This is a genomic window from Actinomadura craniellae (genome assembly GCF_003289645.1).
GTDB lineage: Bacteria > Actinomycetota > Actinomycetes > Streptosporangiales > Streptosporangiaceae > Actinomadura_D > Actinomadura_D craniellae.
On record NZ_QLYX01000017.1, the window covers coordinates 186147 to 200303 of the forward strand.

The 14157-nt window shown below is 74.6% G+C and carries 10 protein-coding genes and 1 pseudogene; 3 read left to right on the plus strand and 8 right to left on the minus strand.

Annotated elements, in window-relative coordinates:
* Positions 1-108 precede the first annotated feature (108 nt).
* Positions 109-726, plus strand: a complete 618-nt coding sequence (locus DPM19_RS29490; RefSeq protein WP_233510911.1) for a TetR/AcrR family transcriptional regulator — start codon at positions 109-111, stop codon at positions 724-726.
* Between the two features lie 9 nt (positions 727-735).
* On the opposite strand, the gene DPM19_RS29495 is transcribed toward DPM19_RS29490, so the two are convergent.
* From DPM19_RS29495 to grpE, 7 genes are all read right to left on the minus strand, one after another.
* Positions 736-1290 (minus strand): PASTA domain-containing protein, encoded by a 555-nt coding sequence (locus DPM19_RS29495; protein ID WP_111871320.1) that lies wholly within the window; start codon positions 1288-1290, stop codon positions 736-738.
* Between the two features lie 89 nt (positions 1291-1379).
* On the minus strand, positions 1380-3107 hold the full coding sequence (locus DPM19_RS29500; protein ID WP_111871321.1) for a TRAFAC clade GTPase domain-containing protein: 1728 nt from the start codon (positions 3105-3107) through the stop codon (positions 1380-1382).
* A 4-nt stretch (positions 3108-3111) separates the two neighbouring features.
* Positions 3112-5469 (minus strand): GAP1-N2 domain-containing protein, encoded by a 2358-nt coding sequence (locus DPM19_RS29505; protein ID WP_111871322.1) that lies wholly within the window; start codon positions 5467-5469, stop codon positions 3112-3114.
* A gap of 5 nt (positions 5470-5474) precedes the next feature.
* On the minus strand, positions 5475-6653 hold the full coding sequence (locus tag DPM19_RS29510) for a TRAFAC clade GTPase domain-containing protein (RefSeq protein ID WP_111871323.1): 1179 nt from the start codon (positions 6651-6653) through the stop codon (positions 5475-5477).
* 2 nt (positions 6654-6655) lie between these two features.
* Complete coding sequence (locus tag DPM19_RS29515) at positions 6656-9250, minus strand: hypothetical protein (RefSeq protein ID WP_111871324.1); 2595 nt, start codon at positions 9248-9250, stop codon at positions 6656-6658.
* Between the two features lie 19 nt (positions 9251-9269).
* Positions 9270-10853, minus strand: a complete 1584-nt coding sequence (locus tag DPM19_RS29520) for an Hsp70 family protein (protein WP_111871325.1) — start codon at positions 10851-10853, stop codon at positions 9270-9272.
* A 9-nt stretch (positions 10854-10862) separates the two neighbouring features.
* The gene (gene grpE, locus DPM19_RS29525; RefSeq protein WP_233510913.1) at positions 10863-11435 is read right to left on the minus strand and encodes a nucleotide exchange factor GrpE; all 573 of its coding nucleotides are present in this window, start codon (positions 11433-11435) and stop codon (positions 10863-10865) included.
* Positions 11436-11672: 237 nt separating this feature from the next.
* Between grpE and DPM19_RS29530 the strand changes: the two genes are divergently transcribed.
* Entirely contained in the window at positions 11673-12308 is a 636-nt protein-coding gene (locus DPM19_RS29530) for an ACT domain-containing protein (RefSeq protein WP_233510915.1), read from the plus strand.
* 173 nt (positions 12309-12481) lie between these two features.
* Positions 12482-14029: an AMP-binding protein gene (locus tag DPM19_RS29535; protein WP_111871328.1), complete on the plus strand. Its 1548-nt coding sequence runs from the start codon at positions 12482-12484 to the stop codon at positions 14027-14029.
* Here the strand turns inward: DPM19_RS29535 and DPM19_RS29540 are convergent.
* Positions 14026-14157 (minus strand): annotated as a pseudogene (locus DPM19_RS29540) (integrase core domain-containing protein); the annotation flags it as partial. The gene DPM19_RS29535 and the pseudogene DPM19_RS29540 overlap by 4 nt on opposite strands.

The window sequence follows — 14157 nt, forward strand, 5'->3', positions numbered from 1 at the left end:
TCCGACCTCCTCGCCGGTACCGAACCTGTGCGGCGGTACATACCGACTGGTCGGTTTCTGGCAAACTATGGCCGTGATCAGTCCCAGTCAATGGTGAGGAGACCCTTTGTGCCGGCACACAGGCAGCGGAGCGCCGCGCCCCGCAATCCAGTGGAGGACCGGATCCTCGCGGCGGCGGTCCGGCTGTTCGCCGAGCGGGGCTTCGACGGCGCCTCGGTCCAGGAGGTGGTGGACGCCGCCCAGGTGACCAAGGGGGCGCTCTACCACTACTTCGACTCCAAGGTCGACCTGCTCTTCGAGATCTACCATGCGCTGATCACCCGGCAGCTCGCCGACTTCGACCGGATCGTCGCCGCCGGGCTGCCACCGGCCGAGACCGTCCGGGAGGTGGTCGAAGCCCTGGTCCGCAGCACAGCGACGCATATCGACGAGGCCAAGGTCTTCACCCGCGACAAGCACCGGCTCGACGACCAGCGGATGCACGCCGTGCGCGCCGAGCGCCGCCGCTACCACGTCGCCTTCCGCGAGATCATCCAGGACGGTCAGGACGCCGGGGTCTTCTCCGCCGAAGCGTCGGCCGAGACGGTCACCTTCATCGTCTTCGGCATGGTCAACGAGATGCCGCTGTGGTACCGCGCGAACGGGCCCAAGCCCGCCGCGGAACTCGCCGCGGAGGCCGCCGCGTTCATCCTGGCCGCGCTGACCCCCCGGCCGGCGGGCGGCTGAGCCGGGGGGTCAGCGCAGGTCGAGCCGGACGGTGCCGCCGCGCGGCAGTACCGTCCCCGGGGCGGGGGACTGGCCGGAGACCGTGGTGCCCGACCCCTGCACCGTCACGAGCAGGCCGAGCTGCCCGGCCACCCCGCGCGCCTGCTGCGCGTCCATCCCGGTGAAGTACGGCACCGTCACCCGGGCGCTCGCGGCCGGGCCGTCCGGCCCGACCGACACGTACAGGGTCACCTGGCCGCCCGGCGGCAGCGGGGTACCGGCCCGGGGATAGGCGCGGACCACCTGGCCGGCCGGCAGCGACGACGGAACCCTGATCACGTCCGCCACCCCGAGCCGGCGGGCGGCCAGCCGCCCGGTCGCCGCCATCGAGTCCAGCCCCACCAGCGCGGGGACCGCCACGGCCCCCGCCGAGATCTGCTCGACGGGGGCCGGCTCGGTCGCGCGCCGGACCGGGGCGTGGGCCGGGCCGAGCACCAGGGTCAGTCCGAGCACGGCGGCGACCCCCACGGTCATCCCGCCGCCGAGCAGCAGCATGGTGCTCCCGGACATCTGCTGATCGGGCATCGCGTCCCCTTCCGGCCCGAGGGCGTGCGCCCCCGATGTGCCTTGGGACGCTCGTTCGCCCGCCCGGGTTCGGGACGATCACCTGCGGGTCAGCGCAGCAACTGGACGGCCCAGCCCGCGGTGATCGCGAGGGCGGCCACGCCGAGCAGGAACAGCCCGGCGAGCACCGCCCACCGGCCGGCCCGGTAGCTCGCCGGGACGTGGTCGGCGCCGCGCCCGCGGACCGGCCACGGGTCGCGCAGCGGAGCGGTGCCCGGCGCCGCCGAGCCGGCCTCGGCCGGGAGTCCCGGGGCGTCGTCGTCCACCGTCAGGCCGGTCACCCAGCCGACCAGCCCGGCCACCGCGGCCGGCTCCGTGCCCAGTCCCGAGCCGAAGCACCGCACCTGGGCGGAGAGCTGGTCGAGCGTGCGCAGCGTGTTGCCCAGGCCGAGCCGGTCGAGCCAGGCGCGGACCGCCGCGCTGTCGTCGGCGCGCCCGGCCAACTCGTTGCCGACCGCGGTCCGCGACAGCAGGTCGATCTTGGTGACGACGACCGCGACCCGCTTCTGCCGGCCCCGGTCGGGGCGCGACCGCAGCTCGTTGAGCACCCGTTGCAGCGTGTCGGCGGGATCCTCCTCCGAGGAGGCCGCGCCCTCGTCGACGGCGTACTGCTCGTCGTCGGTCAGCGCCCGCCGCACCTGGGGCAGCGCGAACGGGTCCACGACCAGCAGCAGGGTCTCGCCGTGGTCGAGGTAGCGCAGCGACTCCACCTGGGTGGCCCCGGTGAAGTGCTCCCCGGCCGGGTCGAACAGGTAGAGGATCCGGTGCCCGGCCCGGGGCAGTTCGACGTCGACCATGGTCGCCAGGGGCAGTTCCGGTCCGGTCTTGGCGAGCCGGCCGCCGCGCTCGAACTCCTGGACCGCCGCCGCGTACGCCTGGGCGTGCCCCTTCTCCACGAACGCCAGGCTGCCGCGCATCGCCCCGGCCCGGGCGTGCAGCGCCCGGACGGCCAGGAACATGAACGTCGTTTTGCCCGCTGCCGGGCCGCCCACGAACGGCAGTGGCTCCACCCGGACCCGGCCGATCCGGGCGGGCAGCCGGCCGTCGCAGTGCGGGCAGTAGGCGGTGAGCCGGAACCGGCCCAGCGGGATCGTGGTCGGTAGCCGGGCACCGCAGCGGCACACGTGCCGGAAGGCGCCTGCGGTGCTGGGCGTCAGCCGGCGGTGTCGCAGGCCGCACCCCGGGCACGCGTACACCGGCAGCGCGATCTTCTGGTAGCAGAACGGGTGCGGGCAGGTCTGCAGGATCCGCCCGTACGCCATGAAGAGCCGCTCCACCGCCGCCAGGACCAGCACGCACAGCAGCCAGCCGGCCAGCCCGGCCGCCGCGACCACCCCGTACAGCAGGGTGAGCGCCACCGCCAGCGCCGCCGCCGGGATCGCCGCGGTGACCACGCCCGCGCAGATCGCCAGCCACAGCGGGAAGGTGAAGAACCCCCACCGGCCCCCGGTGAGCAACAGCCGGGTGGTCTGCTCCAGTGCCTGCCGGGCGGTCCGGTAGATGTGCGGCCCGGCCGTCCGGGCGATGGACCACCAGTCGTGCCAGACCTGGCGCAGCAGGTAGTGGCGGTAGGAGACCTCCGGTCGCGGAACCGGGGACGGCCCGTCGGAGGTGCCCGGCACCAGCGTCCGCCACGCGTACATGTAGTACAGGCCCAGCGCGGCGACCGTGGCCGCCACCAGGACGAGCGGGAACAGCACCCGGAACACGACGACGAAGCCGAGCCACATGGCGGCCAGCCAGGCGACGGCCAGCAGCAGCACGAGGACGACCGGCATCGCTTCAGCTCTCCCGTCTTTCGGCCGCCAGCTCGCGGAGCGCGCCGCGCAGCTCGGGGAGGTCGCGCAGGTGCGCGTCCAGTTGCCGGTAGGTCAGCCGGCCGGCGGCGGTGTCGCGCGCCCAGTCCACCAGCCGGGGGTCGCTCGCGCCGAGCAGCCGCAGCCGCAGCGCGACCTCCACCAGCTGGTTGCGCCGTTCGGCTGCCGCCCCCCGGCCGCCCAGACCGCGGCCCGGCCGGTCGCGGAGCCAGTACCGGGTGAGCCGGGCGCGCACCGGCGGGTCCGCGGCCGCCAGCAGTTCCGCCTGGAACCGGGCCGTCCGCGCGGCCAGCGCGCGGGCCACGGCGGTCCACAGGCTTTCCGCCAGGTCGGGGGAGACGCCGGACAGCGTGCCCAGCTCCCGGGCCACCCGGTCGGGGCGCGGGTCGTCCAGCGCCGCCGCGCCGGCCAGTACGGCCGCGGCGTCCCGCGCCGCCGCCACGGCCGGGTCCTCGCCGGAGGGCCGGCCGTCGAGCGCGGCGCGGACCTGTTCGGCCAGCCGCAGCGTTCCGGGGGCGGCCAACTCCGGGCCGGTCAGGCGGGCGAACGCGCGGGACGGCAGCTCGGCCAGGCAGCCATGCCGGGCGAGGCCGGCCCCGCAGGCGGCGAGCACGGCCGTGCACTCGGCGACGGACGGCGCCGCCCGCCACACCGCGCGCAGCACCCGGCCGGTCTCGGCGTCCCCGGGGACCTGGGAGACCCGGTCGAGCCGCAGCAGCGTTTCGGTGACCGCGGGCCGCCGGTCGCGCCGCCGGCCCACCGAGCCCAGCACCCGGCGGGCCACCGCCGGAGCCGCCGCCCAGTCAACGCCCGGCCGGGCGTCCAGGGCGTCGCAGGCCGCGTCGGTCAGCACCCGCTCCAGGGTCTCCTCGTCGGCCGCGGCCAGCCCGGCGACCGCACCGGCGACCAGTTCCCCGGTCCAGGTGCCAGAGCCGGGGAGCGCGGCGAGGGCCGCGGGAAGGTCGGCGGCGCCGGCGCGGGCCCGGCCGGCCGCGGCCGACCGGATCTCCCCGGCCGGCACGGCCACCCCGATCTCCGCCGCCAGCGCGCCGATCTCGGCGACCTCGGTCAGGTCGGCCGCGGCGTGCAGCGCCTCGACCGCGACCGGACGCAGCCGCGCCGGGACGGCCGGGGACAGCTCCAGCCGGGGCACCCGCTCCCGGGCCTGGGCGCGCAGCCTCGTGTCGGTCAGGCCCAGTGCCGCGCAGCGCGCGCCGCACCGGTCGGCGGCCTCGGTGTCGCCGGTTCGCCGGGCCCATGCCCAGATCGCCAGGGCCAGGTCGAAGCCCATCCGGGGCAGGCCGGGCAGCAGGTTGTACCAGACCCAGTCGGGCAGTGCCGCACCGTGCCGGGCCAGCAGCCGTGCGGCGGCCGCCTCCTCGGCCCCGGTCAGCTCCGGGTCGTCGCGGCAGAGCGCCAGCAGCGCGGCGGCCCGGTCGAGCGCGGCGTCCAGCGCGGTGTCGGGGTCGACCAGCGCCAGCTCGCCCAGCGCGTCCAGCCCGGCCAGGTCGCCGTCGCGCCAGCAGCCGGCCACGGTGCGGGCGAACCGGCCGGGGGGCGGGCCCGCGGGAGGAAACGGCCCGGGCCGGACGTCGATCGCGGCGGCCGCCGCGTCGCGGTGCGCGGCCGCCCACGCCCCGGGTGTGGTGCCCACCACCCGGTGGTGCGCCGCGTCGGGGTCGGCGCTATAGGTCACGAAGGACAGCCGGGACGTCACCGCGAGCGGCAGCGAGTACGACACGACGGCGATCCAGCGGGCGACCGCGACGGCCTCGTCGCTGATCAGCACCACCCGGCCGTGCCCGCGCGCCAGCACCCCGGCGACCGCGCCGACCAGCCGGGCCAGCAGCTCGTAGGCCGCCTCCCCGGAGGCGGCCAGCCACTCGCCCAGCGCCTCGGGGTCGGACTCCGGGCCGGGTGTCAGGTCCACCGGCCCGGTCAGCTCCCCGTCGCCGGGGGCGTCGGCCCACAGCGCGGACTCCCACAGCTCGGCCGGGCGCAGCCCCTCCAGTTCGGCCGGTTCGGCCACCACGGCGTGGGCGAGGAAGTTGCCGTACCGTCCGGAGTAGTCGCGGCCCAGGTAGCGGGTCCGGACCAGCAGCGGCCGGCCGTCGAGCAGGTCGTAGGAGAACGCCACGGGGAACGCGGCCAGTTCTTCCTGACCGGGCGACAGCGGGGCCTCCGGCGGCGGCCGGTAGGTCAGGGACGGTGCCACGGCGGCCTGTGTCTCCGGGGGCAGGCCGGGGGTCTCCGCGACGAACTGGAAGCCGCCCCGCCCGGTCGGCCCGGACCGCGCCGAGGTGTAGTGCAACTGCCAGGCCACGCCGGTCAACCCCGGACCGCGTCGAGCATGCCGAACCGGTGCAGCAGCCACAGCAGCGGGTCCTCGACCCGGTAGGGTCGCACCCCGCCGGTGCCCACCCGGTCCTCGGTCGGCATGCCGCCCAGCGCCGACAGCCCGAACAGCGCGTACTCGGTGTACTGCTGCCGCAGGTAGATGTCGAGCTGCCCGGCGTGCCAGCCGTGCAGCAGCGAGCGGATCTGCTCGTCCACCGCTTCCCGGTCGTCGAGGTCGAGCACGGCCTGCCGGGTGCGGGTGCGGTGCAGCGCCGACTGCCGTTCGAACGTGGGCCGCAGCGCGTCGATCTTGGTGAGGGCGACCGCGATCGGCACCGGCAGCCGGTCGCCCGGGCCGGCCCCGCGGCGTTGCCGCAGCGCCTCGGTGACCCGGGCGATGACGTTGATCGGTTCGCTGTCGGGGTCGCCGGCCGTCACCGGTTCGGTGCCCTCGCGCAGCGCCGCCCGGGCCCCGGGGAGCTCCAGCGGGTCGACCAGGAAGATGATGGCGTCGGCGGCCTCCAGGTAGCGCAGGTGCAGGTCGCGCACGTCGCGGCTGCGCAGGTCCTCGCCCGCGGTGTCGAACAGCACCAGCGCCAGCGACTCGTTGGCCTGCCGGCCCCAGCGCGAGCGGCGGGACCGGGTCAGCAGGTACACCAGCGGCTCACGGGCGGCGGTGACCGCGCTCGCGGTGGTCGGCAGCAGCCGGCGCTCGTCGAACAGCGGGCGGGCGAAGTCGCGCTTGTACCGGTCGATGGTCCGGTCGTCGCAGGCCACCAGGGAGGTGTCGAGCTCGGTGCCGACCCGGTTCATCAGCTCGTGCAGCAGCACCGCGATGTAGGTGCTCTTACCGGCGTTCTTCGCCCCGACCAGGGCGACGATCCGGCCGGGGGTGTCGCAGTACGCCGACGGCAGCGGGTTGTGGCAGTCCGGGCAGACCCGGCGCCCGGTCGGCCGGCCGCAGTCGGGGCAGTCGGCGCGGCCCTTGGTGCCGGACGCGGCGAAGACGGGCGGCAGCGACGCGCCCGCGGGCGAGCCGAGGTAGGCGGCCAGCGGCTTGTCCAGCACCGGGGCGCAGCCGGGGCCGCGTCCGGACCGGCCCATGCAGCGGAACTCGATGCGCTGCCGGAGCACTCGGGCGAAGCAGTAGGGGCAGGTGATCGACCGCATCCTCATCCCTTGATCTGGAGGCGGCGGACGGGGGGGTCACTCAGTTCGATGTCCTCGTCCTCGGCGAAGCAGCGTAGCCAGTACGGGCCGGCACGGCGAGGCAGGGGCACCGTCAGCTCGCACGGCAGGCTCACTTCGGTCCACGATCCGACCGTCTCGCCGTCGCCGGGGCGCTGCGGCATCACCCGGCCCTCCCGCAGTACCAGCACCAGCCGGCCGATCTCGACGGGCCGGGCCGAGGCCGCGGTGACCGTGAGCGTCCGCCGCCACGGCGGCCCCGCCGTGGCCACGTCGTAGGTGACCAGCAGCCGTTCCGGGACGGTGAGCGCGACCGCCGGGCCCGTCATCCGGGCGTCGCCGATCAGGCCGGCCGCCGCCACCGAGACCTCCACCGGCTCGTCCTCGGGTGCGGGCAGCCGTAGACCGCCCTGGGCGTCGTAGTCGGCCCGGGAGATCGCCGTCCGTTCGGGCGACGCGGACCCGATCCGGTACGTCAGCTCGACCTCGGTGATCCCTTTGGGCCAGTCGAAGCCCAGGTGCACGGCCGGGCCGCGCCGTTCGGCGAGCAGCCCACCCGGCGGCGGCAGGTCGATGTGCCGGTGGCACGCCCCGATCGCCGCGGTGGTGCCCGCCACGGTGACGGCCAGCAGCCAGCCGCTGGAGCCGGTGCGCACCGCCGTGCCGCGCACCGTGGGCTCGGCCGGCAGCCGCTTGCTGACCTGCCGGAGCTCGGCCACCGGCAGCAGCGCGCTGCGCGGCCACGGCGGCGGCTCGCGCAGCAGCACGAACTCGGCGGTGCCGCGGCGGGGCGGGGTGAACGTGATGATGACCTGTTCGGAGTCGGCCGGGTCGGGCCGCACCTGGAACTCGTAGATCGGGTCGGGGGGTGCGTTGGGCGTGGCCGAGATCCGCACCCCGGGGGTCTCCACCTCCCGGCCGTCGGGGCCGAGGTAGACCGCGGCGATCCGGTAGTGGTGCGTGACGCCGTTGGAGACCCGGTCGCGGAACCCCTCCCGGTCGGCCGGGACCGTGACCCCGTCGCGCACCACCACCACGCGGGCGGCCTCGGCCGGGCACTGCCAGCGGCCGGTCACCACCCCGTCCCCGGTGGTCAGCTCGACCGCGGCGGGCTCCGGCCGGACGAACACCGGCCCCGCCGTCGCGGGCGCCGTGGTCGCCTCGCCCCGCCGCGCGAACACCGCGTAGAACAGCGGGACGTTGGCCGGCGGCCGGTCGTCGTGCGCGCCCGTCCGGCCCGCCGGCACCGTGTCGCCGTCGGCGGGGTCGTGCGGCGCCCGGTCGCGCCGCCGGACCACCAGGTAGCGCAGCTCGCCGCCGGTGGACGGCGACTCGGCCCACGACAGCCGGGCCCCCCGGCCGTCCGGCACCGCGCGCAGCCGGGGCACCGGCCGGGGCGGCAGCCGGCGCAGCCGTTCGTCGGCGCCGGGCAGGTCGCGGACCAGGTGCAGGGCCTCGGTGAGCAGCTGCCAGGCCCGGTCGGGGTCGACCTCGGACTCGGCGGCCTCGCGCAACCGCAGCGCGGCCGCCAGCCGCTGCCGGGCCTCGGCGGCCAGCACCTGGGCCTCGCCGGCGTCACCGGTGAGCTCGCCGGCCGGCAGCCCGGCCCGCTCGGCCAGCAGTGCCGCCGCGTGGGCCTCGCCCGCGTCCAGCAGCGCGCGCAGCCGGCCGGCCAGCCCGCCTGCGGGGGCGGCCTCCCGCAGCACCGCGAACACCAGCCGCCGGGCGTCGCCCGGTTCCACGCCCAGGCCCTCGATCGCGTGCCGGAGCAGCGCCCGCTCCGACGCCCGCTGCCGGTACCGCTCCCGCAGCCGCTCCACCACGTCGTAGCGGATCAGCGCGTCCGGTTCGCCGGCCTGCCGCAGCACCGCCAGCACCGTCCCGGCGTGGGTGGAGCTGGTGTCGCGCGGCCGGCGCGCCCACTCGGCGGCGACCGCCGCGACCGTCTCCGCGTCCAGCCGCACGCCCGGCGCTGCGAAACCGTCCAGCACCCGCATCGGGCCGGTGAGCCGGGGACCGAACAGGAAGTCGGCCAGGTGCCGGTGGCCGAGCACGTCCAGCGACTCGCGGGCCTTGGGGTATCCCTGCGCGGGCGGGCTCGTCGCCAGCGCGTCGGGCTCGCGGATCTCGATGCCGTCCTGCTTGGCCAGCGCCTCGAGTTCCGCGCCGGTCACCCCGCCGGAGCGGGCGATCACCGCCACCTCGGCGGGCGCCACCAGCCGCAGCGAGCCGGCCGCGTCCACCAGCCGGGACCGTGCCTCGGCCCGGCGGCGCTCCGTGCGTTCCCGCCCGCCGCGCAGCCGGGCCGTCAGCGGGCCCAGGTCGCCTCGCTCGGCCGCCGAGAACAGCGGCGCGAGCTGCCGGTGCTCGGCCTCCAGCCGGTCGATCAACTTGCGGTACTTCAGCTGCCCGCGGGCCCGGCGCCAGCACTGCCGCACCTGCTTGACCTGGGCGGTCACCTCGGCGGCCCGGAGCGGTTCGCGCAGCCGGTACCGGACGCGCAGATCTTCCGGCGGCTGGTCTCCGGCGGCCCGCGCCGGTTCCAGCACCTCCCGCTTGTACTCCTCGTCGACGTTCATGACCGCGTCGGGGACGCGCTCAGCTCACCCGGACGCGGGAGAGCGCGGCGCGGGAGCGTTCGACCTCCTCCTCGGACATCCCGCCCACGTCGACCTTCAGCTCCAGCCGGTCGCCGGTCTCCTTCTCGACCGCGGTGACCTCCAGCAGGCCGGAGGTGTCGAGGGAGAAGGTGACCTCGATGGGCCAGCCGGCCTGCTTGCCCGCCGGGACCCGGACGACCCCGGTGGCGATCTCGTTGTTGTCGGCGGGCTCCTCGGACTCCACGCTGCCGGCCTGTTCCATCACCCGGACGTCGGCGGCGGTCTGGTCGTTGTGGACCGTGAAGAAGTCCTCGGTACGGGCGGCGGGCAGTTCCTCGTTGGCGTGCACCAGATGGGCGACGTGCTCGGTCTCGGTCTCGCGGTCGACCACGACGATGCCGAAGGCGCGGGAGGCCACCGTCTTGATCTGCCGGCCCGCGATCTGCCGCTGCTGCTCGGCCGACAGCCCGGCCCGGCCCGCCATCTCCTCGGCCTGCTGCTGGGCGCCCTGCTGGATCAGCCGGCGGAACGTCTCCTCGAACGCGTACAGCGCGGCGCCCTTGGCCACGGCCAGGTCGGGGTCCTGCAACCGGGGCGGCAGGTCGAGCTCGGCCTCCAGCCGGGCGGCCACCGCGGGCATCTTGGTGGACCCGCCCACCAGCACCAGGTCGTCGTACTCGTCGACGCCCTTCTCCGCGGCGGTGGCGAGGGTCCGGCCGGTGATCTCGATGGTGCGGTCGAGCAGGTCCCGGGTGAGTTCCTCGAACTTCTCCCGGGTCAGCTCGACGGCCGCGACCCGGCCGTCGTGCATCACCCGCACCGTGTGCTGGGTGCGCGTGGTCAGTGCCTTCTTGGCGTCCTCGGCGTCGCGGCGCATCTGCTGCTCGGTCTGCTTGTCGTCGAGTGGGTCGCCGGCGTCGGGGTGTTCCTCGCGGAACCGTTCGGCGAGGTACTCGACCGTGCGGGCGTCCCAGTCGGCGCCGCCCAGCTCGTGGTCGCCGTCGGTGCAGACCACCTCGATGTGGCCGCCGCGCAGCGCGATGACCGTGGTGTCGAACGTGCCGCCGCCCAGGTCGTAGACGAGGATGGTGCGGTCTTGTTCCGGGTTGAGCACCCCGTAGGTGATCGCGGCGGCGATCGGCTCGGAGATGATGTCGATGACGTTGAGCCCCGCGATCCGCCCGGCCTTGCGGGTGGCGTCGCGCTCGGCCGCCCCGAAGTAGGCGGGCACGGTGACGACCACGTCGCGGGCGTCCTCGCCGGTGACGGTCCGCGCGTCGGTGGCCAGCTTCAGCAGGATGAACGCCGACAGTTCCTCGGGCGTGTACTCGAACCCGTGGATGGGCCGGGTCACGTCGCGACCCATGTCCCGCTTGATCAGGCTCACCACGTTGTCGGGTTCGAGGACCGCGGTGTCCTTCGCGGCCTGCCCGACCACGACGTTGTCGCTGGACTCGAAATAGACCACCGAGGGCGTGGTGTCGGTGCCCTCGATGTTGCGCAGGACCGTGGGACGTCCCACCTCGTCGATCGCGGCGATGCAGGAGTACGTCGTCCCCAGATCGATCCCGTAGACAGCCATGTCTCCTACCTAGTGGGCTTCGTCGGGTTGTGGCGCGGTGCTCGTGGTGTCGGCGTGCAGCCGGCCGATGACGACCTCAGCCTTGCGCACGACCTGGCCGCCCCGCTCGAATCCGTCGCTGCCGGCGGTCAGCACGGTGTCGTGACAGGCGGGGTCGGTGACCGGCCGGGTACTGACCGGCCGGTGCCGCGTGGCGTCGTAGTGGTCGCCCTCGGTGACCTCGAACCGGTCGATGCCGGTCCGGGCCAGCGCTTCGGCGATCTCGTCGGTCACCGCGGCCAGCAGCGGCGCGACCAGTGCGGGGTCCGGACGCTCCGGGCCGTTCCACCGGGTGGCCTCCCGGCGGAGCATGTCATGCAGCCGGAAGAGCGCGGAGCGGACCGGTTCGTACATCACCTGGAGCTCGCCCCGGCGCAGCGCCTGGACCTCCTCGTGCAGCCGGTCGATGATCGCCTCCCGGTGCGCGGCGCGCTCGTTGTCGCGTTCGACGGTCGCTGTCAGGGCGGCCAGCGCCGCGCGGATCTCTGCAAGTTCCCCGATGTGGGACCCCTTGTCTGCGGGCAGCTCCTCGGCACTCGACACGTGCAGTAACCCTAACGGCCGGTATCACTGGACGATAGCCCTTCTTTGCCATTTCGTGACCCACCTGCAGCTCGGTGGCGGAAGGTGACCGTTGTGCGGCTTATCGACCTCGACATTGCGGGGTAACAACAAGGAAACGTCTGTAACACAACCTCAAGACGACGCAGGTGGCAGGAGGTGGCGATGTTGTTGCGGATCAGGGTCAGATTGCCTGACCGTCCCGGTTCGCTGGGCAAGGTGGCGCGAATCCTGGGGGTGGCCGGGGCCGACGTGGTGCAGATGGCCGTGCTGGAACGTGACAGCGGGCGCGCGCTCGACGACTTCACCGTGGCCTGGCCCACCGGGGCGAGCATCGACCGGCTCTGCGAGGGGCTGGCCTCCGTACCCGGCGTCGAGATCATCGGGATCTGGCCCACGGCCGAGCCGCAGGGCGCCTTCCCCGACGCCGCGCTCGTCGGCCAGCTCGCGAGCAACCCCGAGGACGGCCTGACCATCCTGGCCGACGCGGTGCCGGGCATCCTCAGCGCGGACTGGGCCGGGCTGGTGCTGAGCGATCCGGAGGACCCGGACGCGCTGATGATGGTGCACACCAGCCTCGGGGTCTTCGCCGACATCGACGTGCCCGAGGTGCACCCGCTGCGGGCCCGGGCGTTCACCGGCTCCGACGGCACCCAGTACGCGCTCGCCCCGATCGGTGGCGGCACGCTCGTCCTGCTGATCGCCCGGACCGGGGCGCCGCTGTTCCACCGCAGCGAGGTGTTCCGGCTGGAGCAACTGGTCGGCGCCGCCGAGGCGGTGCTGGGCGGCGGACTCGCCGCGGTGATCGGCCGGCTGGGGACCGTGCGGGGTCCCCAGCGCGTTACGCGGTCGTAGCGCGCTGGAAACCCCCGTGGTGGCGGGGGTGGCCTAGGCTGGGGGGAACGGCTTTCGGTGCGGCGGCGCGGTCGCACCGAAGCCGTTTTCGCGTCCGGACTGTCGCGACGCCCTCCAACATTTTAGAGTCGGGTTCTAGAACATGATCCGGTTCGCTCGGAGGTCCCCCCGCCATGGCAGTCCTGCTCCGCCCGCACGCCGAAGCCAGCCCCGACGAGCCCGCAGTCACGGACGAATGGGGGGCGCTCACCTGGCGCGAGCTCGACTCCCGGGCCGACCGGCTGGCCGGCGCGCTGCGCGGCCTCGGCCTGCGGACCGGCGACGCCATCGCGATCCACTCCGGCAACCGCCGCGAGTACTTCGAACTGATGGCGGCCGCCACGCACATCGGGCTGCGCTACGTGCTGGTCAACTGGCACTGGACCGCCGAGGAACTCGGCTACGTGCTGACCGACTCCGGCGCCCGGGCGCTGTTCTCCGAGGCGTCGTTCGCCGCCGTCGCCGCGGACGCGGCCGAGGGACGGGACCTCCTCGCCCGGGTGGCGATCGGCGGCGAGATCGACGGATTCGCCCCCTACGAGGGGTTCCTGGGCGGCGGTCCGGACGGCGAGCCCGCCGACCAGGTGCTGGGCGTCCCCATGATCTACACCTCCGGGACCACCGGGCGGCCCAAGGGCGTCACCCGCAAGCTGATGACCGCCGGCATCCCGCTGGACGCGATGCAGTTCCTGGGCGAGGTCCTGGGCGAGGTCCTGCACATCCCGGCGCGGGGCCGGTCGCTGCTGGTCGGGCCGGTCTACCACTCCGCGCAGTGGCTGTACTCGTTCGTCCTGCTGCTCGGCGGGCGCTCGGTGGTGATGCGGCAGCACTTCGATGCGGCCGAGACGCTGCGGCTGGTCGACGAGTACGCGATCACCAACGTGCACCTGGTGCCCACCCAGTTCGTCCGGCTGCTGCGGTTGGACCCCGAGGTGCGGGCCGCGTTCGACGGCACCAGCCTGGCCGCGGTCTGGCACGGTGCCGCGCCGTGCTCGCCGGAGATCAAGCGGCGGATGATCGACTGGCTGGGCCCGGTCGTGCACGAGTACTACGGCTCCACCGAGGCCGCCGTCAACACGGTGGTCACCGCCCAGGAGTGGCTCGAACGCCCCGGCACGGTGGGCCGGCCGCTGGCCACCAGCGAGGTCCACATCCTGGGTGAGGACGGCGAGCCGGTCGCGCCGGGGGAGCGCGGCCAGATCTGGTTCCGCTACGTCAGTGGCGACGACGTGGAGTACTGGAACGACCCGGAGAAGACGGCTTCGGTGCACCGCCCCGACGGGCTGTTCACCACCGGGGACATCGGCTACTTCGACGAGGACGGCTACCTGTTCCTGGCCGACCGCGCCATCGACATGATCATCAGTGGCGGGGTGAACATCTACCCCGCGGAGATCGAGAACGTCCTGATCACCCATCCCGCGGTCCGCGACGTCGCGGTGTTCGGGGTGCCGGACGAGGAGTTCGGTGAGCAGGTCAAGGCGGCGGTGGAACCGTCCGACGGCGTCGAGCCGTCCGACGCGCTCGCCGCCGAACTCATCGCGCACTGCCGCGCCGCCCTCGCCGGCTACAAGGCGCCCCGGTCGGTCGACTTCGTCGCCGAACTGCCGCGCACCCCCACCGGCAAGCTCTACAAGCGGCTGCTGCGCGACCCCTACTGGGAGAAGGACCGCGCGATCTAGCTGTTCTGTCCTGACAGGTTGGTGACGCGGCTGGCGGGTGGTTGGCCGTCCAGGGCGGTGTGGCCGCGGTGGTGGTTGTAGGTGTGGAGCCAGGTGGGGAGTGCTTGGCGGCGTTGGGTTTCTGAGGT